Origin of the sequence: Staphylococcus sp. CWZ226, assembly GCF_018986355.1 — a bacterium.
GTDB lineage: Bacteria > Bacillota > Bacilli > Staphylococcales > Staphylococcaceae > Staphylococcus > Staphylococcus simulans.
In genome coordinates this window covers 63,793-89,032 of the sequence record NZ_JAHMSB010000012.1, presented here as the reverse complement: position 1 = coordinate 89,032, position 25,240 = coordinate 63,793, and the positions used below count along the sequence as shown (strand labels likewise).

Here is a 25,240-nt window from a genome sequence, read left to right as displayed (position 1 = left end):
CAGAACCAGCACCGGAGGTAACACCAGAAGTACCGGTGGAAGAAACAACACCAACAGAGCCGGAAGTGCCAGTCGAAGAAGTACCTGAAGTACCGGCTGAACCGGAACCAGAAACACCAACAGAACCAGCACCGGAGGTAACACCAGAAGTACCGGTAGAAGAAACAACGCCGACAGAGCCGAAAGTACCAGTCGAAGAGGCACCAGAAGTGCCAGCCGAGCCAGAGGCAGAAACACCAATAGAACCGGCACCAGAAGTAATACCAGAAGTACCGGTAGAAGAAACAACGCCGACAGAGCCGACGCCAGAGGAACCGGTAGAAGAACCAACATCGACAGGATCAGAGACTCCAGTTGAGAAAGAACCAGTAAAAGAAACAGAAGAAACGTCTACTGAAATTTCTCCTTCTAAAGAAGATACAGTAGTAGAGTCTGAAAAAGAGGAAGAAAATGATGAAGTTACTGTTGAAAACAATGACACATCAAAAGAAAGCACTGGTGAAGTAACTATACAAAATGACACAGAAAATGTGAAAACAAAATCAGTGAAAAAAGATGTTCAAGATAAAAAATCAACAACTTTAAACTCTAAAACTTTTACTCATAAAAAAGAAAGTAAGACTAATAAACAAGCATTACCTGAAACAGGTAATGAAACATCATCAATGCCGTTATTAGGTTCATTGTTGACATTGTTTGGTTTAGGTTTTATCGCAAGACGCTTTAATAAGAACGAAAAAACAGATAAATAAGACTGAGGGTAGTCTAAAATAAAAATGCCATGGTAGGGATTGAACCCCATTACCATGGCATTTCTTTATTTATAAAGTGAAATTGAATTATCCAATATCTCCTAGAGTCGCAACCATCACAGCTTTGATAGTGTGCATACGGTTTTCAGCTTCTTGGAATACAACAGAGTGTTTGCCTTCGAAGACTTCATCTGTGACTTCCATTTCTTTTAAGCCGTGTTTTTCCTCAATTTGTTTACCGATTGTTGTGTCAGTGTTGTGGAAAGAAGGTAAGCAGTGTTCGAAAATAACATGTGGGTTGCCTGTTTTTTCGATCATGTCTTGGTTTACTTGGTAAGGTTTCAATAATTTGATACGTTCTTCCCAAACTTCGTCTGGTTCACCCATAGATACCCATACGTCTGTGTAAAGTACGTCTGAATCTTTAACACCTTTATCGATATCGTCTGTTACTAAGATTTCGCCGCCGTTTTCTTCAGCGATTTCTTTACAACGGTTCAATAATTCATCCGTAGGATTCAATTCTTTAGGGCAAACAAGGTTGAAACGCATACCCATGATTGCTGCACCTTGCATCAACGCATTCGCAACGTTGTTGCGGCCATCGCCTACGTAAGTGAAGTTGATTTCGTGATAAGGTTTTTTCAATACTTCTTTAGCTGTTAGGAAGTCAGCTAATACTTGTGTTGGGTGATCTTCGTCAGTTAAACCGTTCCATACCGGCACGCCTGATTCTTCAGCTAATGTTTCGACAGTACGTTGAGAGAATCCGCGATATTCGATGCCGTCATACATGCCGCCTAAAACGCGTGCTGTATCTGCTGCTGTTTCTTTTTTGCCCATTTGAGAACCAGTTGGTCCAAGGTAAGTAGTGCTTGCACCTTGGTCAGCTGCCGCAACTTCAAATGCGCAACGAGTACGAGTTGAGTCTTTTTCGAAAATTAATGCAATGTTTTTTCCTTTAAGTGTTTGTTGCTCAATACCGGCGTATTTCGCACGTTTCAAATCCTCTGAAAGGTTTAATAAATATTCTACTTCTTTTTGGCTGAAATCTAATAATGTTAGGAAATGTCTGTTTCTTAAGTTTTGCATTCTACTACAACTCCTCTTTGTGATATATTACACCTTCATTATAAGTGACTTATTTTTCAAGACAATGAAATAAATATAGTTTTAAAAAACTTTACAGAACTCTAATTATTCCTAAACAATTGCGATTCTATAATTTTGAAAATTAGGCTTTAATTGTAATCTGCTTCTTGTGGTTAGAAATAAAGGTGTGAGACATTGGTTTTGATTTATTATACACTATAACGAATAAAAATGCGTAATTATTCATAAAAAAGCACACTTTTTGAAAAAGCGTGTTAGAAATGCTCCATTTTCAGAATGTGCGTAATAATATCGTCGATTTTGTGCATGACTTCGTGCGTTGTACGATCAACGATTTTATAATGCCTCGAGCTTAAATCTAAAGTACGTATTTGACCGACATCGACAGTACCCTTAATTCGATGTTCCATAGAATATAGTTCAACATCAGTAGGATATTTAACAGCTCTACTTGTAATAGGAGAAACCCATACTAAACCTGTCTTTTGATTGAATTCATTTCTGCTTAGAACCACACAAGGTCTATATTTACCTTTCTCGCGACCAAGTGTGGGATTCAGATTAACTTCTATAATTTGATATTGTTTTACCATTGCTCACGCTCCGATGCTTCGCCCCATTCATGCGTTTTGTAATCTGAGTAATCGCCGCCCTGTTGAAAGAAACGGTTCCACTCTTTAGTAAAATCTTCATGGTTTACTTTTTTTAAAACGATAGTATCGTTGATTATTTCGTGAACTAATTGATCTCCAGGTTTTAAATTTAAAGATTCTATCACAGTATCAGGCAATGTAACGGCATGACCTTGTTCAGTTTTGAAAATTCGTGCATGTTCTTCTGACATAAATAACACCTCTTCAGACTTATCATATCTTATTTAACTTAAAATCGGCAGAAATAATGTTGGATTTATTATAAAGTGTAGATTGAATCTTATTAATAATAAAGAAATAGTTTAGAATAGAAAGAAACAAGTGCTAAAGAGGAGGTGTACAAGATGTTGGGAATACTAGGTGTGTTGTGTTTTATTATATTTATAATTTACATAGCCATGTTTGTCTTTTTATGGATAAAAGGTAAGCAGAAGAAAGCAGCAGGTATCATTGCTTTAGTAGCATTTATTTTAAGTATGATGTTCTTTGGAATGTCTGAACCAGATACAAAGCCTGAAACAACGAATAATCAAACTGCAGATACAACACAAGATCAATCAAAAGACGAATCGAAAGATACACAAAAAGACAATCAGTCAGAACAACCTAAAGCAGCTCCGAAATCAGAACAAGAATCGGACAATGGCCAAAAGAAAGAAACGAGTGAACCTAAATCTGAACCGCAAACACAACCTAATGGTTTAGTTAGAGAAGAAGTTGAATTCACACGTCCTGTAGATGGAGATACAGTAAGATTGAGATATGAAGGAAAAGAATCTGCCTTCAGATTATTGTTGATTGATACACCGGAGACGAAACATCCTAGAAAAGGTGTAGAACCATATGGTAAAGAAGCGTCTGATTTTACCAAGAATATGTTGATGCATGCTTCTAAGGTTGAAGTTGAGTTTGATAAGGGCGGTAAGACAGATAAATATGGCAGATATCTAGCATATGTCTATGCCGATGGTGTGATGGTAAATGATGCATTAGTCAGACAAGGTTTAGCAAAAGTAGCTTATATTTATCCGCCAAGTGTTACGTATTTAGACCAATTACAAGAGAGTCAACGTTTAGCGCAACAGGAGCGTCTGAATATTTGGAGTGGTAATGTCCCAGAAAATAATTATCAAAGTAGCCTACCGTCAGGCTCCCAAGGATCTCAAAATCATTCACAAAACAGTGCGTCTCAAAATGGAGGAACGAAGTATTATGCTAACTGTACAGAATTGAGAAAAGACTATCCTGGAGGAGTGTCTAAAGACCATCCGGCTTATAGAGATAAAATGGATGGAGATAAAGATGGATGGGCATGTGAGATAAATTAATGGGTATGAAAAAAGTAGAATTCGTTTGAATTCACATAATAAAAATGATTGTAAAAAGTAAATGGCTATGCTATAATTCTTGATTGTGAGTAATGAAAATTATTCCTTGCTTACTCCAATTGAGAGTAAGCCGTATAGTCCACGAGGAGGTGCAGATAAAAATGAGAACATATGAAATTATGTACGTTGTTCGTCCAAACATTGAAGACGAAGCGAGAAAAGCATTAGTTGAACGTTTCAAAAATATTTTAACTAACGACGGTGCTGAAATCATTGAAGAAAAAGATTGGGGCAAACGTCGCCTTGCTTACGAAATCGACGATTTCAAAGAAGGTTTCTACAACATTGTACGTATCAACACTGAAAACAGTGAAGCTACAGATGAATTCCAACGTTTAGCAAAAATCAATGACGATATCATTCGTTATATGGTTATTCGCGAAGACGAAGATAAGTAAAAACAGAATGGGGGCGTTTAAATGATTAACAGAGTTGTATTAGTAGGCCGTTTAACTAAGGATCCTGAATACAGAACGACACCCTCAGGCGTAAGTGTAGCGACTTTTACTCTAGCGGTTAATCGTACGTTTACGAATGCGCAAGGGGAACGTGAAGCGGACTTTATTAACTGTGTTGTTTTTAGAAAACAAGCAGAAAACGTAAGCAATTACTTGTTTAAAGGAAGTCTTGCAGGCGTTGATGGTCGCTTACAATCACGCAGTTACGAAAACCAAGAAGGACGCCGTATCTTTGTTACTGAAGTTGTATGTGACAGTGTTCAATTCCTTGAACCAAAATCACAAAACCAACGTCATGGCCAACAATCTGGCGGTAATAACCAATTCCAGAGCTATGGTCAAAACTATGGTGGTCAACAACAAGGACAAAATACGTCATCTTATCAAAACAACAATTCATCCAACGCTGGTCAATCAGACAATCCATTCGCAAATACGAACGGACCTATTGACATCAGTGACGATGATTTACCATTCTAATACGTGTAATGAACGTAAAATTTGAAAATATCGATTAAAGGAGGCAGTTAACCATGGCAGGTGGACCAAGAAGAGGCGGACGTCGTCGTAAAAAAGTTTGTTACTTCACAGCAAACGGAATTACACACATCGACTATAAAGATACTGACTTATTAAAACGTTTTATCTCAGAACGCGGTAAAATTTTACCACGTCGTGTAACTGGCACTTCAGCTAAATATCAACGTATGTTGACTACAGCTATCAAACGTGCTCGTCATATGGCTTTATTACCATATGTTAAAGACGAAAACTAAGATAAAACTTATAGATAAACCCCGTAGGCATAGGCTTACGGGGTTTTTTCATGTTCAAAAATAATAATAAAGGACGAAATAAGGATAGAAAATATTAATCTAAAAGAGGTAAGATTCTCTAAAGTTTGTTTTTTTAACAGAAAAAATACGCCCGACTTCGCGAGCGTATTATAAAAGTCATTAAGTATTTATGGATTATTTTTTAGGAGCAAAAGTGTCTACTAAGTTCACGATTAACTTGATAATACCACCAATAATATCTGCGATCATCATGATAAGCAACCTCCTTTTTTTATCTTAATTTTATTCTAGATGATTTTTCTATTTCATTGCGCAAAATTCCTTAAGTCATCATTTAACCTACTTAACTGTTAAATTTTGACTCTGGAAATAACAGTTACGTTCCCTAAGTGTTCTAAAAGTATAAGTATGATGAGTTGTACACTGTGTTTATTGCGTTTATGGACGGGTAAAATATTTTTGAAATGTATCCACTACATTGGACAAGTGAATAAATGTCAAGTTGAAAAGGAGCATCTTAATATGAGTAGACAAGGATTAAATAAAAACGATAAGAATGAAACATCTCATCCAACGCACTACGAAGGATTAGATCATAGCGGTAAAAGTGAAGAACACTTTGATCTGCATAAAGCGAATGATTTATTAACAGAGTACAAAGAAAATGAAAATAAGTGGTCAAAAGAAGAACGTACTAAAGAATTAGAATTAATCGAAGATGAAATCAAAAAACAAAAAATGTTGGTTAAAGATAGAGTGAAACCAGATAGTCAACCAGAAAAAGATCGTTTAGCTAACTTATCAGATAAAGTGACTGAACAAGTATTCGGTATTTTTGAACATACAGATGATTTAGAAGAGGCTAAAAGATTTTTAGAGTCTCATTATCAACGTGGTAAAGTTGATATTGCTTATGGTCGTTCTTTCATTTTAGTTTGTGAAGATTCACTGCTTGCACAAGCAAAAAGCGAATACTCAAGCAATAAAGATAATGAAGAGTTAGTTAATTTTATCTCTGAAAAGAATATTGAATTAAGTAAAGAAATTATGTCAGATGATTACGTTCATTTATTAGAAGTAGAGCGTGAATTCTTAAAAATCTTGATGAAAAATAATCAACTTGACGAAATTTAAAAGTTAAATAAAAATGTATGAGACCTTAACCCTGTAGCATTGATGCATATCAATATTACAGGGATTTTTTTATCTGATTTTATTTTCATTAGCTATCTGTATAGGTTGAAAGGAATGTTTGGGTGTTGTTAATGTAAGAAGTACATAAAATATAATCACTTGTACACAAGAGACCGTACAAGAATGTTAAAATTAGATAACAAACAAACATTAAGTCGATAAAATTATATAAAAACATGTTATCATTACGTTAAATCTATTTGCTCAGTGTCATAATGAAGTAAAGTGAATTGAGTAAACGGCAGAGGATAACGAGATTATAGGAGTGAACACAACGTGAAGCTTTATTTGATACGGCATGGAGAATCAACCGCAAACTATGATAATCATCATGGAAATCAATACTTTACTGGACAATTAGATGTCTCTTTAACAAAAGAAGGCGTACGTTCTGCACAAGCATTAAAAACATATTTTGAAGGTATACATATAGACCATATCTACATTTCTGATTTAACCCGTACGATTCAAACATATGAAAATGGTTTTGACAGTGCGAGTCCACATACTTTTTCACCATTATTAAGAGAACGCTCTCTAGGGGAGTTTGAAGGCTATCCAAGAGAAACACTGCGTGACAATCCCGTTTATAGTCGTTATTTTGAAGATCCACGATACAGCGACTTTCGAAACAGTTTTACACAACGTGCACCTGGCGGTGAAAACTATTCAGATGTATTAGGAAGAATAGATGAATTTTTTAAAGATATATTGGATATTAAAGACGAAGTAGTAGTGATTGTGGCGCATCAAATTTGGATACGTTGCTGCTTGTATTATTTAGGTGTAATTACTGAAGAAGAATTATTCGACAAACACATTGAGAATTGTGATCCGATTCTTGTAGATACTGAAAACATATAAAAGCGGTTGAATCCTTTGTTTTGGATTCAACCGCTTAACATTTATCTTGATTGATTTTATTTTAATTTGTCGATTGCTTGAGGTAATAACTCTTCAAACAAATCAATGAAGTTTAAATAAACATCTTTATAAACGTATTCATCAATTCGGTGTGCTTGGCTTGTTTCGCCAGGACCGAACATAATAAGTGGGAAGTCTTTTCCTTTATCAAGCATTAAGTCAGCCGCATCTGTGACACCTGGTGAAGCTTGTTTAGGAATAGATTCACCTAAATATTTTTTACCGAGTGATTGTGCTAGGTCTACTACTGGATTATCACCAGTTGTGAAGACTGCAGAACGTGACATATACGTATCAATGTCTAAATCACAATCACTGTATTTTTCTTTAACATCTTTTGCGACTTGTTCGAATAAGTCTTGGTAGCCATCATTGTCTGCTTCTGGAATTGTTCTGATATTAAATTCTGCTACTGCGCGGTCAGGAATAGAGTTGACTTGTGTACCACTATTAAAGATTGTCGCATTTGCGACAGGTTCGCCTAACTCTTCATTTGTCGCAGTAATTTTAGCTTGTGCTTCATTAATGCGATGCACAAAGTCTACTAATGGATTCAACGCATTATAACCGAGTTGAGGCATAGAACTATGCACAGATGAACCTTTTGATGTGACACGGATATCCATAGAACCTTTGTGTGCATAAATAATTTTATCTTGAGATGGTTCTGAAATAAGCAATGCATCTACATCATCCATATAACCATCTTTATAGAAGGCTCTAGCTCCGTCACCTTCAATCTCTTCGCCTACTGTCGCAAGTAAACGGATTGTGCCTTCTTTTGGTAAGCCTTGGTCGTGTAATTCAATTAAACTGATCACAAATGCAGCTAAACCAGATTTCATATCTGCTGCACCACGACCGTGTAGACGTCCTTCATCATCTTCAGTTAGTTTGAAAGGTGGTGTTTGCCAATCTTCTGGGTTACCTGGTGAAACAACATCCATATGACCAGATACCCCGATAACAGGGCTGCCGCTACCAATTTCAGCTACAAGGTTTGCGCGTGTATCTGTTAATTTAATAATTTTAGCGTCGATATTATGTTTTTTGAAAAGGTCTTGCAGATACTCTGCGACGTCTAATTCATTATCGTTCACAGATTCAATACCGACTAAATCTCTTAATATATGAATACGTTCATCTGACGTTAATTTACCCATATCATCAGCTCCCTCATAAATTTTCATACAATATAAGCGTAAAATATCGGATAATAGTATTCAAACAATTCGCACTTTTGAACGTTAAAATAAATAAGCGTAAACTCGGAGGTAGACGGAAAAATAATAAATGAGTCGAAGACATTGGAGGAATCGTATTGGATAATAGAATTCAATATCAAAACGTTGCGAAAGATAAGGTTAATATTCTATACGAAATAGAAAAACAATTGAAAAAAGCGAGCATCGATCATCACTTACAAGAATTAGTGAAAATTCGTGCTTCTCAAATTAATGGCTGTGCCTTTTGTTTGGCGATGCATACAAGCGATGCACGTAAAATCGGTGTAAGTGAGGAAGAAATTTTCTTATTGAACGCATGGCATGATACGAATATATATTCTGAGAAAACGAAACTGGCTTTAGAATTAACAGAAGCTATTACTTTAATTTCACAACATGGCGTATCTGATGAGCTATATCGCCGCGTACGGGAAGTATACTCAGAAGAAGAATATACAGATTTAGTCTTTGTGATTAATCAAATCAACTTCTGGAATAGACTCTCTATTTCAATGGGTAATGAACATAATGTTTAATATCATATAAAGAAGCGCGCGAGCACTGTTTAATGAGTGTTCGCGCGCTTTTGTATGTTCAATGATTATTTATCAATCGCTTGAGTAGATAGCTTGTGTTTCTTTAAGAAAGCTTTGATTTTCTTTTGTTGTTTTAAATTTACGTCACCTGCGTAGTTTGTAGGAACATCGACGACATTGATTGTTTTTTGTGGACTATAACTCAACTCTTCTAACTGTTGATCTGCACGTGCAACTTTATAGTTAACAGCGCTGAAGTATTTATTAATACGTTCGATATCTTCTTTTTGATTAGAAGGAACTTTATTATCTTTTAAGAATGCTTCGAAATTCATTTGATTCTTCGTTGTAATGTTAGCTAATTCTCGTAAATCTGTATCTAACTGATCTGAGACTTTTTGACGACCATCATATTGTTGGTCTAGCTTATGTTGTAAGACGTATTTGTTATCAATGATATCGTTATTCGCTTCTAAGTAACGTTTTAAATAATCACGCGTTTCTTGTTCAGTTAAATCTTTACCTTTTTCAGAGGTTTTAAAGATTTCTATTTTGTGAATCGGTGTCGCATTTTTCGGCGCATATTTTGCGTGATGTTCTTGTTTTTCGTCTTTTTGTGCACAAGCTGTAAGCGTCACAGCTAACATTAATGTGAAAGCGATGATTAATAGTTGTTTTAGTTTGCTCACTTTTGTTTCTCCTTCACTGTTCTATATGATTACTTTCATTATAGCTTAACATCCTAGCATGCGTTAAGTATCTCGTTGCCATGGAGATTCCAGTCTTGAAGTGAAAGGAACATCGAGTTGATATTTCGCGATGAAATGTTGCGCAACGTGCAGCATGAGATAGCCGAATAACACAGCACCGACGGTATCAGAAAAGTAATGCGCATGAACGTAAATGCGTGAAACCATCATAATGAAAATCATCAGATACGCGATATAATGCCAATAACGTTTGCGCATTAACGTTAAGAAGACCACTGCCGCAACGACAATTGTTAACGTATGCAAACTTGGGAAACTGAATCCTGAGATATATTCCACAGGACGTGCGCGATGAATAAAGTACTTCAATCCAATTCCTAATAAAAGTGTCACAATTGCCCAAGTCATTGTTATCAATGAGAGCTTTTTATTCTTGAAGAATAAAATAATTAAAATGACAGCCATAAAACCAACTAAGTGCCATGGTTGAAATAGGTTAGAGTAGACGATTAAGAAGCGGTCCATAAATGGTACTTGATGTAAGAGTCTGACGAAGTTATAAATCGGTTCGTCTATCATAAGGATGAAGTCCAATTTCACCAGCAGCATTAAAATAATAAAAATAACGAGGGTAATGCCGATATGTTTGGTATGTAGGACCTTCATAATAAAACCTAACTTTCTTTCTTGATTTAGATAAATTATAGCTTACTGTCTCATCTTTGCCATCCTACTTTGGAATGAACTAAACCTAACGGTAGGTGATAGGTTTGATTAATCATGGGATTGAATATATTTTTCAACTTTACGCAGTATAAAGAAGAGCAGTGCTAAATATACACCGAGTTCGACTAAAATGAGCCATGCGTGGCCAAGTTTGATAAGTATAAATAAGTCGAGGACGCTTAATGGAAGACTGACGTATAAAAGACGTTTGAAGTAACGTGTTTGCAGTGACTGATAAAAGCGTTGCAGCTGTTCCCAATTGAGGTTTCTAGGAAACGTGCGGGTTCGATTCAAACCGATGAAAAGATTGTTAAAATTGACAGTAGAACGAGAAGCTTGGCTGAGATGAACTATAGAAACAAGTAATAATAACATAGACAACCAAAGCTCCTTTTCTCAGCTATATTGTAGTGAATTATATTAATTGTAACATGAATATGTATAAAAAAAGACAGACAAAGATAGCTTTCTTAAAGAAATTTATCTTTGCCTGTCTTATTAGTTATCCGTCTTAATCAAATGATAGGGAGAGATTAGTTACGGATAATATAATCAAATGCGTTCAGTGCAGCGTCTGCACCTGTACCCATTGCGATGATAATTTGTTTGAAGCGATCGTCTGTTACGTCGCCTGCCGCGAATACACCCGGCATACTTGTTTCTTGTTTACGGTCTACGATAATTTCGCCATGGTCGTTTGTGTCAATTGCACCGTGCAACCATTCAGAGTTTGGTAATAGACCGATTTGGACGAAAATACCATCTACATCAATTTGATGTGTTTCGCCAGTTTTGTTGTCTTCATATTTAAGACCGGTAACATGATCGTCACCAAGAACTTCTGAAGACTGTGCATTTTTCAAGATTGTAACGTTTGATAATTCACCTAAACGTTTTTGTAAAATCTCATCTGCACGTAAGAAGTCTTTGTATTCTACAAGTGTAACGTGTTTTACAATACCTGCTAAGTCAATAGCAGCTTCAGCACCAGAGTTGCCGCCGCCGACAACCGCAACATTTTTACCTTCGAATAAAGGTCCGTCACAGTGAGGGCAGTATGCAACACCTTTGTTGCGTAACTCGTCTTCACCTGGAATGTTCAAGTTTTTGAAGCGTGCACCTGTAGCAATAATAACTGTCTTACTTTTTAGTTTGGCATCATTTTCTAAAGTAACAACAATGCCGTCTTCAGTTTTCTCAACGTTAGAAGCACGGATACCATCCATCACATCAATATCGTATTCATTGATGTGTTGCTCTAAAGCAGATGAGAATTCTGGACCTGTTGTTTCTTTAACTGTGATAAAGTTTTCGATACCTGCAGTTTCAGTCACTTGACCACCGATACGATCTGCCACAATACCTGTACGTAAACCTTTACGTGCAGTATAGATAGCAGCTGTACCACTTGCAGGACCGCCACCGATGACTAATACATCGAATGGTTCTTTATCATTGAATTCAGCAGGGTCTGCTTGGCTGCCTAACATGTTTAAGATGTCAGAAATAGTCATGCGGCCGTTACCGAATTCTTCACCGTTTAAGAATACAGCAGGAACTGCCATAATATCTTCAGATTCTTCTCTGAAGACTGCGCCATCAATCATGGTATGCGTGATGTTAGGGTTTAACACACTCATCATGTTCAATGCTTGAACCACATCCGGACATTTTTGACAGCTTAAGCTGATAAATGTTTCGAAATGAAGTGGTCCTTCAAGCGCTTTGACTTGATCGATAACACTTTGTTCTTCTTTCGGAGGGCGTCCGCTGACTTGTAATAAAGCCAATACGAGTGAGTTGAATTCATGACCTAATGGCACACCGGCAAATACTATGCCTGTGTGCGCATCAGGAGTATCTACACTGAAACTTGGTGTACGTTTCAGTGTATCCTCTTTAACAGTGATATGCGATGACATATCAGCAATTTCATCTAACAGGTCTTTCAACTCTTTAGATTTGTCGCTGTCATCATAGCTCGCTGTTAAAACCACGTCGCCTTCCATTAATTCAAGAAGTTGAGATAATTGTGATTTTAACTCTTTATCCAGCATTTATATGAATGCCTCCTTAAATTTTACCTACTAAGTCAAGACCTGGTTGTAAAGTTTCGCCGCCTTCTTCCCATTTAGCTGGGCAAACTTCACCTGGATGTTGACGTACATATTGAGCAGCTTTAATTTTGTGAACTAAAGTGCTTGCGTCACGGCCAATACCGTCTGCGTTAATTTCTGCAGCTTGTACTACGCCATCAGGGTCAACGATGAAAGTACCACGTTGAGCTAATCCTAGTTCTTCATCTAATACATCAAAGTTACGAGTGATTGTTTGTGATGGGTCACCAATCATTGTGTATTGTAATTTGCTGATAGCATCTGAGTGGTCATGCCAAGCTTTGTGTACGAAATGAGTATCTGTTGAGATTGAGTACACATTAACACCTAATTTTTGTAATTCATCATATTGGTTTTGAACGTCTTCTAATTCAGTTGGGCAAACGAATGAGAAGTCTGCTGGGTAGAATACTAAAACGTTCCAAGAACCTTTTAATGTTTCTTCTGAAACTTCGATGAACTCATCTTTTTTAGGATCATAAGCATTTGCTGTGAATGGTAAAATTTCTTTGTTAATTAATGACATAAAATACATCCTCCTAGAAATTAAAAAGTTTTTTTGATTAGAAAGCTAATCAGGATAGCTAAATTATCCTAATTATTTATAATAATTCTAATCTCCTTGATTCCTATTATCACATTATCGTCAGAAATAGTCAATACTCGTGATTGTGTAAGTGGAATAATGCATAAAACACTGTAAATACTAGTGTATTAGAAATATTAACGACTTTTAGAATGTGTGTAAAGCAAAGAAATTCATAGGAAATTAACAATTATTTCTCAATATCAATTAGAGATTAATTTTCTCAATAAAGATGACTGATTATTAATCGCAATCTCTACAATAACGTTATACCCCGTTTCTGTCTCTATAATAACAGAAAGGGGTATTGTAACTTATTATTCAAATGTGACCTCAATTGAGCCTGGGTAACTATATTCTGCACGATACGTACCTTTTTCAGCTGGAACAGGTGGAACAAATGTACCAGAAGAAACAATTTGGCCTTTAAGCAGTTGTTTATCTTGTGATGCAAGTTTTTTAACTAACCATTTTAATGCTTCAATTGGATTACCTAGTACATCTGAAGAAACACCTGTCGCAATTTCTTCATTATCTTTTGTTAATTTTAAAGTGATATTTTCAAAGTCTTCATATGAGACACGATCAGCAGCTTCACCTAATGCGACTAAACCTGAAGCTGTGTTATCAGAAATTAAGTCGCCTAAAGTGAAGTTAGGGAACCAATCTTTATAGCGTGCATCTGGTATTTCAATACCTGGCGCTACTTTAACGCTGTTTAAGATATCTTCGTCTGATGCATCGGGACTAATATCATTTAATATCACGAACACGAGCTCAGGTTCGATAAGCGGTGCGAATAATTTGGATAATTGAACTGTTTCACCTGATTTTACAACTTTATCAGATAAAATTGTTCCGTAAGCCGGCTCATCTGTATTCGCGTAAGCTTGCGTTTCTGCACTGGTCATACTTACTTTGTAGCCTGCGATTTCACTGTTGTTTGCTTGTGTCAATTCACTGATTAAAGCATCTTGGATTTGATAGGCTACCGATTCGCTGATGCCATATTTTTCTGAAACGAAGTCAATCGGTTCATGATTTTGTTGTGCTTTAAACAATGCATTTACAATTTCTTTTTTGTATTGGACCATAGGTATCTCCCCTTATTCTGAATATTACTATTATTAGAATAACTTTTATTGTCTTAACTTTCAAAGCATTAAATTTTTATGACTTATGAAAAGAGGGTAAAATAAGAGTGCTAAAATCATTTGAAAGGTAGGAATGAAAATTCTATGTCAGATGTAATCGATCAAATTATGATGAAACACCACTCTGTAAGAAAATTTAAAAATGAACCTTTAAGTAAAGAAACGGTTAAAAAGTTAGTGGAAGCAGGCCAAAGAGCTTCTACATCAAGCTACTTACAAACATATTCTATTATTGGTATTACAGACCCTGAAATTAAAAAAGCATTGAGAGAAATTTCAGGTCAACCTTATGTAGAAGAAAGCGGCTATTTATTTGTCTTTGTGATGGACTATCACCGTCAAGATTTAATCAACAATGAAGTTGAGCAAAACTTACAAAGTTCATTTGAATCTGCAGAAGGCTTACTTGTCGGTACAATTGATGTTGCGTTAGTTGCACAAAATATTTCAATTGCGGCAGAAAGCTTAGGACTTGGTATGGTTTATTTAGGTTCATTACGTAATGATGTTGCTCGCGTGAAAGAGCTATTGAACTTACCTGAATATACATTCCCATTATTCGGAATGGCACTAGGTGTTCCTGCAGATGATGAAAATGGTTCACCAAAACCACGTTTACCATTTGAAGCTGTCTTCCATGAAAATGGATACAACCAAAACGATGACGAAGAATTAGGTTATATTAAAGATTATGACAAAGAAGTCAGCGCATATTACGACAAACGTACAAATGGAGAACGTAAAGAAACTTGGTCAGAACAAATTGCACAATTCTTAACAATGAAAGAACGTGCAGATATGTTAGACGAACTGCATAAGTCAGGTTTCATTAAAAAATAAGTGTTCATTCATCAGACACTTGATTAAAAGTAGAGAAATTAAAAAATCAGCCCTATCACGCTCACTTTAATTGTGAACGCGATAGGGCTGATTTATTTTACATAAAGCCTAATATTTAACTCGTACTTATAAGAAGTTGGCCTTCTTATCTCTTAATAGTCTGTACTTAAGTCATTATATTGATTTTCATTAAATTTCTTTTTATCCAAGTTGCCAGTTAATTTAGCACTGCCGACACCTGCGAGCATAGAGTCATTGACGTTTAATGCTGTACGACCCATATCAATTAATGGTTCTACTGAAATTAGCACACCAGCTAATGCGACAGGCAAGTTCAATGTTGAAAGTACTAAGATCGCAGCGAATGTTGCGCCGCCGCCAACACCTGCAACACCAAATGAAGAAATAATAACAACCGCAATGAGTGTCACAATAAACTGCAAGTTGACTTCAACATCTGCAACCGGTGCGACCATCACTGCTAACATTGCTGGATAGATACCTGCACAACCGTTTTGGCCGATAGATAAACCGAAAGATGCTGATAAGTTCGCAATACCTTCAGGTACACCTAAACGTGATTTTTGTGTTTGTACGTTTAATGGCAGGGCACCTGCACTTGAGCGTGATGTGAATGCGAAAATTAATACTTCAGCGACTTTACGAACATAGCGCCAAGGATTCAAGCCGAGGATGCTGACAATAATTAAATGAATGATGAACATCGTAATTAAAGCCGCATATGAGGCCAATACGAACTTACCTAATGTCCATAACGCTCCGAAATCACTCGTCGCAATGGTATTTGCCATAATGGCTAAGATACCGTAAGGCGTTAAACGTAAAACGAAAGTCACAACTGACATGATTACTGAATAGATAGCTTCAATTGCACGTTTTACGATATGACCATTTTCAGGTTGTTTACGTGCGACACGTAAATATGCGAAACCGATAAATGTCGCAAAAATAACTACAGCGATTGTAGATGTTGTACGTTGACCTGTGAAATCTAAGAATGGATTTCTTGGTAATAATTCTAAGATTTGTTGGGGTAGCGTACTTGCGGTCATATCTTTTGCTTTCTGAGCAAGTTCTGTACCGCGTGATTGTTCTGCACTGCCTAAATCAATAGATGAAGCATCTAATCCGAAGACAAGTGCTGAAATAATACCAATTGTTGCTGCGATTGCAACTGTTCCAATTAGGAACACAAAGATGTAGAAACCGATTTTCGCGAATTTTTCACCTAATTGAATTTTAGTGAAAGCTGCGACAATCGAAATGAAGATCAGTGGCATAACGATCATTTGAAGTAATGCGACATAACCATTACCTACAATGCCGAACCAATCTGTTGTAGTGGTTGTGATTTTAGAACCAGCACCATAAGCCAGGTGCATAATAGCGCCAAGTACAATTCCGATACCTAGTGCGGTGAAAACACGTTTTGAGAAAGAAACGTGTTTTTTTGCCATAACAAAAAGTCCAGCGAGAAGCAGAACGAAGATGACAATATTAAGAATAGTGAAACCCAATTGAATCAAACTTCCTTTCATAAATATTTATCTTAATAGCAAAAGATAAGACTTGATTTGAATTCAAATAACTGCTCAAAGAAGGAAGTTCATTTTATGATAACTGAACTTAGCAGATATGTATCAACTTTTTTATACAACAGTATAGGATAGTTGTAAAGTCCGTTTAAATACATAGTAAATATATCGTATATATAAGAAAGGGTCAATGGCGGTTTTTAACTGTTTCTTTAAAAATACTGTGAACAAAATAAAAAAATCCAACCCGAATTATCGGATTGGATTTGAATAGTGTTTAATTTACATACCGAATAAACGTGCGAAGAAACCTTTTTTCTCTTCTTTCTTATGATGTGGAACAGTAGGTTCATGTTGATTGTCAATCGGTATTTCTGGTTCAGGTGTTGTTGAATTTGGTGTACCTTGAACTTCTGTCTCAGGTGTTTCATTTTCTGATTTAGTTGTTTCAGATGCATCAACTTCTGGTTGTTCTGAAGTACTTTCAGATTTAACTGGTTCTGTTTGTGTCGGTTGTTCAGTTTCAGCTGATGCTGTGGCACCTTTATAATCAGAAAGCGGTGTTTCTGTAGTTTTTTGAGTTTGTTCTTCTGAAGATGTTGTTTCAGTTTTAACTTCTTCTGTTGAAGGTTTAGTTTCTTTGACTTCAGCAGTCTTAGCCACTTGTTCCTCTGCTTTAGGTTCAGTTTTAGTTTCAACAGTAGGTTGTGGTTGTGCTAAAACTTTTTCAGTATGAGATTTCATAGCTTCAGTGTTATCTTGAACTGCTTTTGCTTGATCTTTTTGTGCTGTTTCAATCGCTTTAAGTGTTTTTTCGTGTTGATCAAGCTTATCTGTCATTTGTTGTTGTAAAGTTTGTAAATCTTTTTGTTGTTGGTGCACTTGAGAAATCATTTGGCCTAGCATTTGACGTTCTTCACGCATCTTAGTGATGTCGTTATGTAAGTCACTTAATAATTTTGCGAAGTTTTGATCGCTAGGAAGTTGATTTTGATCATCCTCTTTAACAACAATTTGTAAGAAATCATTTTCTTTCTCTAATTCTTCGAAAGCTAAGTCGTAACTATTTGTTTGCTTAACTTTATCCGCAATCTCTCTGAATAACTCGATGTCTTCTTCTTGGAAGTCAGTTGCTTCACGACCACGGTATTCTGTTTTCTTTAAATGGTAACCGCGTTCTTCTAAATGTTGTACGATTTTACGTACTTGTTTCTCACTTAATTCGACGCGTTGGGCGAATTCTTTTGTTAGCATCTGATCTATATCCTTTCACTCTATGATTTTAAGTGGGACGTATGTCTTACGTCACACAAACGTTAGTCTAACCTCTATGTTAGTTTAACCCGATTTCCTTTTGATTTCAAGGGTTCTCACGATTTTCGAAGATCCATTTGTTCAAGTAGCGGATAAACGGTTTTGCGTGAAAGGTGATTTGCGAAAACATATTTTAAAATATAACAAGATTTAACACTAGTACCGTAAATGTCTTTAGTCAACGGAATGCGTGTGTGCAAGAATAATTTCAATGGAATTGGTTCGCCGCCTGGCTCTATAGCAGGACGAATATAATCGATTTCTCTTTGTTCTTCAAAGCCATGTTCTTTTAAGAAAAGGTGACGTTGCATAAGCAGATCTGCATCAGGTTCATCTAAAGAATCCGGAATCGGTAATGCTTCCATCATAAAGAAATTTACATCGCGGTCATGCACACGGTTGGCTAGATTATCCAATCCTTCTTGGAGCTTCTCTAATGTTTCAGTTAAATAACGTTCTCTTTCTGGTGTGTCTACAGCAACTAGATACATAATAAATGCTGCATTTGTAGTAGCTTCGTAGTGGCCCGTGGCAAAACTGACAACTTCATCGTTATCTAAACCGACTAAGAAGACGTAATCATTTTGGGTGCGTTTATTTTCAAGTGATTGTTTGAATACATGGTGTTTTTGTGACACATTTCCGAATTGATAGTTATCAAAGAGATTTAAAGCTGCCTCATACAATGGATCGGATGTTTGTTTCACTAATTTAAAGTCCATAGCGCTGCCCTCCCATTTTTCTTTTGATTATAGCATATTGATACACTGGGCTTATATGTAAATAAAAAATAATCAGCAGACTAAGCTGCTGATTATCATGAATGCAAATTAAATTTCATATTCTTTATCGTGTTTATCTTTTTTGGTTTCGTATTCGTCTTTGAACTCTTTTCGGCTGATATCATGTTTATCAGCAAGCACAACGATATTACCATTAAGTAATTCGCGTTTTAGAATTTGACGTTCTGTGTCTGATAAGTCGTATTGTAATAAGACTGCTTGTTCACCGTCTTCCCCAGTTAGAAGGCGAGCAATTCTGTCACTGAACGTTCCGCTTGTAGATTGCACTGTCATGTCCGTGCTTGCTATACTGCCAAGGTTTAATTTGTTTTTGCTGATAACTGAAATCTCGTCTTTGGTATACCCCTCATCTAATCTGCGTTTTAAAGTATCAAAAATTTCGTCTTGTGATGTAAGTACAGTAATGTTTGCCATGTTAAAGCTCCCCCTCTGTGAAATATGTTTAATGTTATAATGTATACCCTTTTTTTATATAATTGAACCATCTAAATTATACTATTATACGGCTAAGCTATCAAATAAATATAAGAAAATTCACACTATTATCAACGCAAGGACGTATTTTCTTCGATGCACAATTAGATTTTATGGAAATATGATGAATTAAGTTTCAGTTATTGAAATAAAGCTTGAAATTTGATATTATCATTAAATAATTTACCTTACTCATATAATCTAGAGAATTAGGCTTTAGAAGTTTCTACCATGTCGCCTTAACGACATGACTATGAGTCACTGATACAATACAACACAATGGTGCTTTCAAAACAAACGGGTAGACACGTGTTCATTCTACAATATAAGTTGAGGACTATTTGGGAGATGGGACTTATATTTTAGTGTTCACAAACATCGAGCGATTAAGTTTTGAAACGCGGAGAACAATAACAGCTTCTCAAACCGTCATTTATAAGTTGCTTTGGCAACACGCTTGAAGGGGTTGAACTTGCGTTAACCACAGAAGGCGTCAACAAGAATGGTCTTATATCTAATAAATATAAGATGATTTAAATTGACCTCCTGACTCCAAAGTGAACTTCATATTGATAATGATGTGTATTGCCTGTGCCACTCATAGATCCTGAAACTCATAGAGTAGTTTGGGATTTTTTTTATACACAAATTTAGGAGGTTTGTTGACGTGGAAGCGTTGAAAAAGAAGGTTAAAGAAGACGGCGTCGTCATTGGCGAAAAAATCTTGAAGGTAGATGGGTTTTTAAACCATCAAATTGATGCAGTGTTAATGTATGACATTGGCGAAACATTTTATGAACAGTTTAAAGATCAAGGCATCACTAAAATCTTAACTGTTGAAGCATCAGGCATTGCGCCAGCTATTATGGCAGCATATCGTTTTGAAGTACCATGTCTTTTTGCGAAGAAGGCTAAGCCAAGTACTTTGGCAGATGGATTTTATCAGACAGATATTCATTCGTTTACGAAAAACAAGACGAATCGTGTCATTATCTCTGAAGAATTTTTAGGAGAAAATGATCGTGTATTGATTATCGATGACTTTTTAGCGAATGGAGATGCGGCACTTGGTTTGAATCGTTTAGTTGAACAAGCAGGTGCAGAAACAGTCGGTATCGGTATTGTCGTGGAAAAAAGTTTCCAACAAGGCCGTAAACGATTAGAAGAAGCTGGCTTAAAAGTTTCTTCGCTTTGCCAAGTCGCATCGCTTCAAGGCAACCAAGTAACTTTAGTAGGTGAAGGTGAAGAGAACGCATGAAGAATTTCATCTTGAGTCTACAACATTTACTTGCAATGTATGCAGGTGCTATACTTGTTCCAATTATCGTCGGGACGAGTTTGAAATTCACACCAGAACAAATCGCGTACCTTGTAACAGTCGATATCTTCATGTGTGGGGTAGCCACATTTTTAGAAGCGAATAGAGTAACGGGTACAGGTTTACCGATTGTTTTAGGATGTACCTTTACTGCGGTTGCACCGATGATATTAATCGGCCAGACCAAAGGTTTGGACGTATTATACGGGTCACTCTTTGTATCAGGGATTTTAGTGGTCTTAATTGCACCTGTCTTTTCTTACGTTGTTAAATTCTTCCCACCTGTCGTAACAGGTAGTGTGGTAACGATCATCGGGATTAATTTAATGCCGGTTGCTATGAACTATGTAGCAGGTGGACAAGGGGCAAAAGACTACGGCGATATGAAAAATATCATTTTAGGTTTTTCAACGTTGTTGATTATCTTGCTTTTACAACGTTTTACACATGGTTTCTTAAAGTCTATTGCAATCTTAATCGGGTTGATTGCAGGAACTTTGCTCGCTGGTGCTTTTGGTGTTGTCGACTTGAATCAAGTTGGAACAGCACATTGGTTCGAGTTCCCGAAACCATTCAGATTCTCAGGCTTTGCGTTTGATATCGGTGCGATTTTAGTATTCTTTATCGTCGCATTAGTCAGCTTGATTGAATCAACAGGTGTATACACAGCGTTAAGTAAAATCACAGGAAGAACTTTGACGCGTAACGACTACCGCAAAGGTTACACTGCGGAAGGGCTTGCGATTGTGATTGGTTCTATCTTCAACGCATTTCCATATACTGCATATTCTCAAAATGTCGGTTTGGTTTCACTTTCTGGCGTGAAAAAGAATAATGTCATCTATGGAATGGTCATCTTACTCTTAATTTGCGGTTGTATTCCAAAGTTAGGCGCGTTAGCAAATATTATTCCATTACCTGTACTCGGCGGGGCGATGATCGCGATGTTCGGTATGGTAATGGCTTATGGTGTCAGTATCTTAGGCAGTATCGATTTCAAGAAGCAGAATAACTTGTTAGTTATTGCTGTGGCTGTCGGTTTAGGAACAGGTATCAGTGCTGTTCCGGAAGCATTTAAAGCAATGGGCGAACAATTCGCTTGGTTAACACAAAATGGAATTGTACTAGGTGCTATCTCAGCAATCGTACTTAATTTCTTTTTTAACGGCTTAAAGTATCAACAAAACGAAGAAAATGTGAAATAATGTAATTAAAACAAATAATGGAGGCTGTATTCAATGTGGGAAAATAAATTTGCTAAAGAATCTTTGACGTTCGATGATGTACTGTTAATTCCAGCGGAGTCTGATGTATTACCTAAGGAAGTAGATTTAAGTGTTGAGTTATCAGACAGAATCAAATTGAAAATTCCAGTTATCTCAGCTGGTATGGACACTGTAACTGAGTCAAAAATGGCAATTGCTATGGCAAGACAAGGCGGTCTTGGTGTCGTTCATAAAAACATGAACATCGAAGATCAAGCTGATGAAGTACAAAAAGTTAAACGTTCTGAAAATGGTGTTATTTCTAATCCATTTTACTTAACACCAGAAGAAAAAGTTTATGAAGCTGAAGCCTTAATGGGTAAATACCGCATTTCAGGTGTACCGATCGTAGACAATAAAGAAGACCGCAACCTCGTTGGTATTCTCACAAACCGTGACTTACGTTTTATTGAAGATTTCTCAATCAGAATTTCAGATGTCATGACAAAAGAAGACTTAATCACAGCTCCAGTCGGCACAACTTTAGACGAAGCAGAAAAAATCTTACAAAAACACAAAATCGAAAAATTACCATTAACTGAAAATGGTAAATTAGAAGGACTTATCACTATCAAAGATATTGAGAAAGTTCACGAATATCCAAACGCTGCTAAAGACGCACAAGGCCGTTTATTATGTGCAGCAGCTATCGGTATTTCTAAAGATACTGACATCCGCGCAGAGAAATTGGTTGAAGCAGGTGTTGATGCATTAGTTATCGATACTGCACACGGTCACTCACAAGGTGTTATCGACCAAGTTAAACACATTAAAGCTAAATATCCAGAAGTAACAGTTATCGCTGGTAACGTTGCGACAGGCGAAGCTACAAAAGCATTATTTGAAGCTGGCGCAGATGTTGTTAAAGTAGGTATCGGACCTGGTTCTATTTGTACAACTCGTATTGTTGCGGGTGTAGGTGTACCTCAAATTACTGCAGTGTATGACTGTGCAACTGAAGCACGTAAACACGGCAAAGCGATTATCGCTGACGGCGGTATCAAATACTCTGGTGATGTTGTAAAAGCATTAGCAGCTGGTGGACACGCAGTAATGTTAGGCAGCTTGCTTGCAGGTACTGAAGAAAGCCCAGGAGAAACTGAAATCTTCCAAGGTAGACAATATAAAACTTACCGTGGTATGGGTTCATTAGGTGCAATGGAAAGTGGTTCAAATGATCGTTACTTCCAAGAAGATAAAACACCTAAAAAATACGTTCCAGAAGGTATTGAAGGCCGTATCGCATATAAAGGTTTATTACAAGACAACATCTATCAATTGATGGGCGGTGTGAGAAGCGGTATGGGTTATACAGGCTCTCACAACTTGAAAGAATTACGTGAAGAAGCAATGTTTACACGTATGGGACCTGCTGGTTTAGCAGAAAGCCACCCACACAATATCCAAATCACAAAAGAATCACCAAACTACTCAAGATAAAAGGAGAAACTGATTTATGGAAATGGCGAAAGAACAAGAGTTAATTCTTGTATTAGACTTTGGTAGCCAATACAACCAATTAATTACACGTCGTATTCGTGAAATGGGTGTGTACAGTGAGTTGCACGACCATGAAATTTCAATTGAAGAAATTAAAAATATGAATCCAAAAGGTATTATCTTATCAGGCGGACCAAACTCAGTTTATGAAGAAGGTTCTTACACAATTGATCCTGAAATCTTCAATTTAGGCGTACCTGTACTTGGTATTTGTTATGGTATGCAGTTAACAACAAAATTATTAGGTGGAAAAGTTGAGCGTGCGAATGAACGTGAATATGGTAAAGCAATTATCCACGCAAAATCTGATGAAATCTTCTTCGGTTTACCAGAAGAACAAACAGTATGGATGAGCCACTCAGATAAAGTGATTGAAATTCCAGAAGGCTTTGAATCTATCGCAGATAGTCCAAGCACGCCTTACGCAGCAATCGAAGATAAAGAACGTCGTATCTACGGTGTTCAATTCCACCCAGAAGTGCGTCATACTGAGTATGGTAATGACATTTTACGTAACTTTGTGCGTCGTGTATGTGATTGTACAGGCGAATGGACAATGGAAAACTTCATTGAAGTCGAAATTGAAAAAATCCGTGAAAAAGTTGGAGACCGTAAAGTGCTTTGCGCAATGAGCGGCGGTGTAGACTCTTCAGTTGTTGCAGTACTCTTGCATAAAGCAATCGGCGATCAATTAACTTGTATCTTCGTAGACCACGGTTTACTTCGTAAAGGCGAAGGCGACATGGTTATGGAACAATTCGGTGAAGGTTTCAACATGAACATCATCCGTGTGAATGCGAAAGATCGCTTCATGGATAAATTAAAAGGTGTGTCTGACCCTGAACAAAAACGTAAAATCATCGGTAACGAATTCGTATATGTCTTCGACGATGAAGCATCAAAACTAAAAGGTGTAGACTTCCTTGCTCAAGGTACGCTTTACACTGACGTCATTGAATCAGGTACAAAAACAGCACAAACAATCAAATCTCACCATAACGTAGGTGGATTACCTGAAGACATGCAATTTGAATTGATTGAACCTATCAATACATTATTCAAAGACGAAGTACGTGCTTTAGGTATCGAACTTGGTATTCCTGAACACTTAGTTTGGAGACAACCATTCCCAGGTCCAGGACTTGGTATCCGTGTTCTAGGTGAAATTACTGAAGAAAAATTAGAAATCGTCCGCGAATCAGACGCCATCTTAAGAGAAGTGATTCGTGAAGAAGGTTTAGAGCGTGAAATCTGGCAATACTTCACAGTACTTCCAGGCATGCGTTCAGTAGGTGTAATGGGCGATTACCGTACGTATGACTATACAATCGGTATCCGTGCCGTAACTTCAATTGATGGTATGACAAGTGACTTTGCGCGAATCGACTGGGAAGTCTTACAAAAGATTTCAAGTCGTATCGTTAACGAAGTAGATCACGTCAACAGAGTAGTCTATGACATTACTTCTAAGCCACCAAGCACAATCGAATGGGAGTAACCAGTCTGAATATATAAAACGAAAACCCTTTAACCGCAATGGTTAGAGGGTTTTTTAAGAATACTTTACTTTTAAAATCAACACGAATTCTCAAAAGTGAATGTGTATATTATAATTTAGGTAACAAATATGATGCTAACATGATAAACACCGATCCCGATAACTATTCGCAGTAGTTACCGGGCTCTATTTAGGTGTATTGGCTATGCCGTTGCTTTTTAATACGATTATTAGCCAATAGGAAAATAACGTGATTGTTACCCCTGAAGGTCAAGTAAATACATATGGATTGGGTGTAAGCAGTCTAACCCCTTTTAATAGTGATAGTTAGAGTTTTT

General features: G+C 36.8%; 27 protein-coding genes and 1 riboswitch. Of the genes, 13 read left to right on the top strand and 14 right to left on the bottom strand.

What is annotated here, in order from left to right; all coding sequences use genetic code 11:
- The coding region (locus KRR19_RS10045) for an LPXTG cell wall anchor domain-containing protein (RefSeq protein ID WP_216733611.1) at nucleotides 1-752 on the top strand (752 nt) is incomplete at its 5' end.
- 87 nt (nucleotides 753-839) lie between these two features.
- Here KRR19_RS10045 and argF read toward each other — a convergent pair.
- From argF to KRR19_RS10030, 3 genes are all read right to left on the bottom strand, one after another.
- Nucleotides 840-1,844 (bottom strand): ornithine carbamoyltransferase, encoded by a 1,005-nt coding sequence (gene argF, locus KRR19_RS10040; RefSeq protein WP_207021275.1) that lies wholly within the window; start codon nucleotides 1,842-1,844, stop codon nucleotides 840-842.
- Between the two features lie 275 nt (nucleotides 1,845-2,119).
- Nucleotides 2,120-2,458 carry a type II toxin-antitoxin system PemK/MazF family toxin gene (locus tag KRR19_RS10035; RefSeq protein ID WP_002480319.1) on the bottom strand — a complete coding sequence of 113 codons (339 nt, stop codon included), beginning with the start codon at nucleotides 2,456-2,458 and terminating at the stop codon, nucleotides 2,120-2,122.
- Complete coding sequence (locus KRR19_RS10030; RefSeq protein ID WP_002480320.1) at nucleotides 2,452-2,709, bottom strand: AbrB/MazE/SpoVT family DNA-binding domain-containing protein; 258 nt, start codon at nucleotides 2,707-2,709, stop codon at nucleotides 2,452-2,454. The genes KRR19_RS10035 and KRR19_RS10030 overlap by 7 nt, the downstream gene beginning before the upstream one ends.
- A 153-nt stretch (nucleotides 2,710-2,862) precedes the next feature.
- Between KRR19_RS10030 and KRR19_RS10025 the strand changes: the two genes are divergently transcribed.
- The 6 genes from KRR19_RS10025 to KRR19_RS10000 all read left to right on the top strand — a co-directional run bounded on the left by KRR19_RS10025 (nucleotide 2,863) and on the right by KRR19_RS10000 (nucleotide 7,219).
- A complete protein-coding gene (locus tag KRR19_RS10025) occupies nucleotides 2,863-3,846 on the top strand; it encodes a thermonuclease family protein (protein ID WP_070684289.1) in 984 nt (327 codons plus the stop codon).
- A gap of 161 nt (nucleotides 3,847-4,007) precedes the next feature.
- Complete coding sequence (gene rpsF / locus KRR19_RS10020) at nucleotides 4,008-4,304, top strand: 30S ribosomal protein S6 (protein ID WP_002480322.1); 297 nt, start codon at nucleotides 4,008-4,010, stop codon at nucleotides 4,302-4,304.
- Between the two features lie 21 nt (nucleotides 4,305-4,325).
- Nucleotides 4,326-4,844: a single-stranded DNA-binding protein gene (ssb, locus tag KRR19_RS10015; RefSeq protein WP_002480323.1), complete on the top strand. Its 519-nt coding sequence runs from the start codon at nucleotides 4,326-4,328 to the stop codon at nucleotides 4,842-4,844.
- A 53-nt stretch (nucleotides 4,845-4,897) separates the two neighbouring features.
- Nucleotides 4,898-5,140, top strand: coding sequence for a 30S ribosomal protein S18 (rpsR, locus tag KRR19_RS10010; protein ID WP_002480324.1), 243 nt, complete (start codon nucleotides 4,898-4,900; stop codon nucleotides 5,138-5,140).
- Between the two features lie 543 nt (nucleotides 5,141-5,683).
- A complete protein-coding gene (locus KRR19_RS10005; protein ID WP_002480325.1) occupies nucleotides 5,684-6,295 on the top strand; it encodes a hypothetical protein in 612 nt (203 codons plus the stop codon).
- A gap of 336 nt (nucleotides 6,296-6,631) precedes the next feature.
- Nucleotides 6,632-7,219 (top strand): histidine phosphatase family protein, encoded by a 588-nt coding sequence (locus KRR19_RS10000; protein ID WP_002480326.1) that lies wholly within the window; start codon nucleotides 6,632-6,634, stop codon nucleotides 7,217-7,219.
- 56 nt (nucleotides 7,220-7,275) lie between these two features.
- Here the strand turns inward: KRR19_RS10000 and KRR19_RS09995 are convergent, their stop codons facing one another.
- Nucleotides 7,276-8,442, bottom strand: a complete 1,167-nt coding sequence (locus KRR19_RS09995; protein WP_002480327.1) for an ArgE/DapE family deacylase — start codon at nucleotides 8,440-8,442, stop codon at nucleotides 7,276-7,278.
- Between the two features lie 158 nt (nucleotides 8,443-8,600).
- Between KRR19_RS09995 and KRR19_RS09990 the strand changes: the two genes are divergently transcribed.
- Nucleotides 8,601-9,041 (top strand): carboxymuconolactone decarboxylase family protein, encoded by a 441-nt coding sequence (locus KRR19_RS09990; protein WP_002480328.1) that lies wholly within the window; start codon nucleotides 8,601-8,603, stop codon nucleotides 9,039-9,041.
- Between the two features lie 65 nt (nucleotides 9,042-9,106).
- Here KRR19_RS09990 and KRR19_RS09985 read toward each other — a convergent pair whose 3' ends face one another.
- The 6 genes from KRR19_RS09985 to KRR19_RS09960 all read right to left on the bottom strand — a co-directional run bounded on the left by KRR19_RS09985 (nucleotide 9,107) and on the right by KRR19_RS09960 (nucleotide 14,274).
- Nucleotides 9,107-9,730 (bottom strand): NDxxF motif lipoprotein, encoded by a 624-nt coding sequence (locus KRR19_RS09985; protein WP_002480329.1) that lies wholly within the window; start codon nucleotides 9,728-9,730, stop codon nucleotides 9,107-9,109.
- 63 nt (nucleotides 9,731-9,793) lie between these two features.
- Nucleotides 9,794-10,330 carry a phosphatase PAP2 family protein gene (locus KRR19_RS09980; protein WP_023014895.1) on the bottom strand — a complete coding sequence of 179 codons (537 nt, stop codon included), beginning with the start codon at nucleotides 10,328-10,330 and terminating at the stop codon, nucleotides 9,794-9,796.
- Nucleotides 10,331-10,525: 195 nt separating this feature from the next.
- Complete coding sequence (locus KRR19_RS09975; RefSeq protein WP_002480331.1) at nucleotides 10,526-10,852, bottom strand: hypothetical protein; 327 nt, start codon at nucleotides 10,850-10,852, stop codon at nucleotides 10,526-10,528.
- 158 nt (nucleotides 10,853-11,010) lie between these two features.
- Complete coding sequence (gene ahpF, locus KRR19_RS09970; protein ID WP_002480332.1) at nucleotides 11,011-12,534, bottom strand: alkyl hydroperoxide reductase subunit F; 1,524 nt, start codon at nucleotides 12,532-12,534, stop codon at nucleotides 11,011-11,013.
- Nucleotides 12,535-12,550: 16 nt separating this feature from the next.
- Entirely contained in the window at nucleotides 12,551-13,120 is a 570-nt protein-coding gene (gene ahpC, locus KRR19_RS09965; RefSeq protein ID WP_002480333.1) for an alkyl hydroperoxide reductase subunit C, read from the bottom strand.
- Between the two features lie 377 nt (nucleotides 13,121-13,497).
- Nucleotides 13,498-14,274, bottom strand: a complete 777-nt coding sequence (locus KRR19_RS09960) for a 2-keto-4-pentenoate hydratase (protein ID WP_002480334.1) — start codon at nucleotides 14,272-14,274, stop codon at nucleotides 13,498-13,500.
- 144 nt (nucleotides 14,275-14,418) lie between these two features.
- Between KRR19_RS09960 and nfsA the strand changes: the two genes are divergently transcribed.
- Nucleotides 14,419-15,174, top strand: coding sequence for an oxygen-insensitive NADPH nitroreductase (gene nfsA / locus KRR19_RS09955; RefSeq protein ID WP_002480335.1), 756 nt, complete (start codon nucleotides 14,419-14,421; stop codon nucleotides 15,172-15,174).
- Between the two features lie 152 nt (nucleotides 15,175-15,326).
- Here nfsA and KRR19_RS09950 read toward each other — a convergent pair whose 3' ends face one another.
- The 4 genes from KRR19_RS09950 to KRR19_RS09935 form a co-directional block, all read right to left on the bottom strand.
- Complete coding sequence (locus tag KRR19_RS09950) at nucleotides 15,327-16,652, bottom strand: L-cystine transporter (protein ID WP_371099726.1); 1,326 nt, start codon at nucleotides 16,650-16,652, stop codon at nucleotides 15,327-15,329.
- 360 nt (nucleotides 16,653-17,012) lie between these two features.
- On the bottom strand, nucleotides 17,013-17,984 hold the full coding sequence (locus tag KRR19_RS09945) for a hypothetical protein (RefSeq protein ID WP_002480337.1): 972 nt from the start codon (nucleotides 17,982-17,984) through the stop codon (nucleotides 17,013-17,015).
- Between the two features lie 116 nt (nucleotides 17,985-18,100).
- Nucleotides 18,101-18,766 carry a hypothetical protein gene (locus KRR19_RS09940; RefSeq protein ID WP_002480338.1) on the bottom strand — a complete coding sequence of 222 codons (666 nt, stop codon included), beginning with the start codon at nucleotides 18,764-18,766 and terminating at the stop codon, nucleotides 18,101-18,103.
- Nucleotides 18,767-18,874: 108 nt separating this feature from the next.
- Nucleotides 18,875-19,261 carry a general stress protein gene (locus KRR19_RS09935; RefSeq protein ID WP_002480339.1) on the bottom strand — a complete coding sequence of 129 codons (387 nt, stop codon included), beginning with the start codon at nucleotides 19,259-19,261 and terminating at the stop codon, nucleotides 18,875-18,877.
- A 232-nt stretch (nucleotides 19,262-19,493) separates the two neighbouring features.
- Nucleotides 19,494-19,595: riboswitch (purine riboswitch) on the top strand.
- Between the two features lie 393 nt (nucleotides 19,596-19,988).
- Between KRR19_RS09935 and xpt the strand changes: the two genes are divergently transcribed.
- From xpt to guaA, 4 genes are read left to right on the top strand one after another with little or no spacing between them, the layout of a single operon-like run.
- Nucleotides 19,989-20,579: a xanthine phosphoribosyltransferase gene (gene xpt / locus KRR19_RS09930; protein WP_002480340.1), complete on the top strand. Its 591-nt coding sequence runs from the start codon at nucleotides 19,989-19,991 to the stop codon at nucleotides 20,577-20,579.
- The gene (gene pbuX / locus KRR19_RS09925) at nucleotides 20,576-21,844 is read left to right on the top strand and encodes a xanthine permease PbuX (protein WP_002480341.1); all 1,269 of its coding nucleotides are present in this window, start codon (nucleotides 20,576-20,578) and stop codon (nucleotides 21,842-21,844) included. Before xpt ends, pbuX begins: the two co-directional genes overlap by 4 nt.
- A 33-nt stretch (nucleotides 21,845-21,877) precedes the next feature.
- Complete coding sequence (guaB, locus tag KRR19_RS09920) at nucleotides 21,878-23,344, top strand: IMP dehydrogenase (protein WP_002480342.1); 1,467 nt, start codon at nucleotides 21,878-21,880, stop codon at nucleotides 23,342-23,344.
- Nucleotides 23,345-23,360: 16 nt separating this feature from the next.
- On the top strand, nucleotides 23,361-24,902 hold the full coding sequence (gene guaA, locus KRR19_RS09915; RefSeq protein WP_002480343.1) for a glutamine-hydrolyzing GMP synthase: 1,542 nt from the start codon (nucleotides 23,361-23,363) through the stop codon (nucleotides 24,900-24,902).
- Nucleotides 24,903-25,240: the final 338 nt, after the last annotated feature.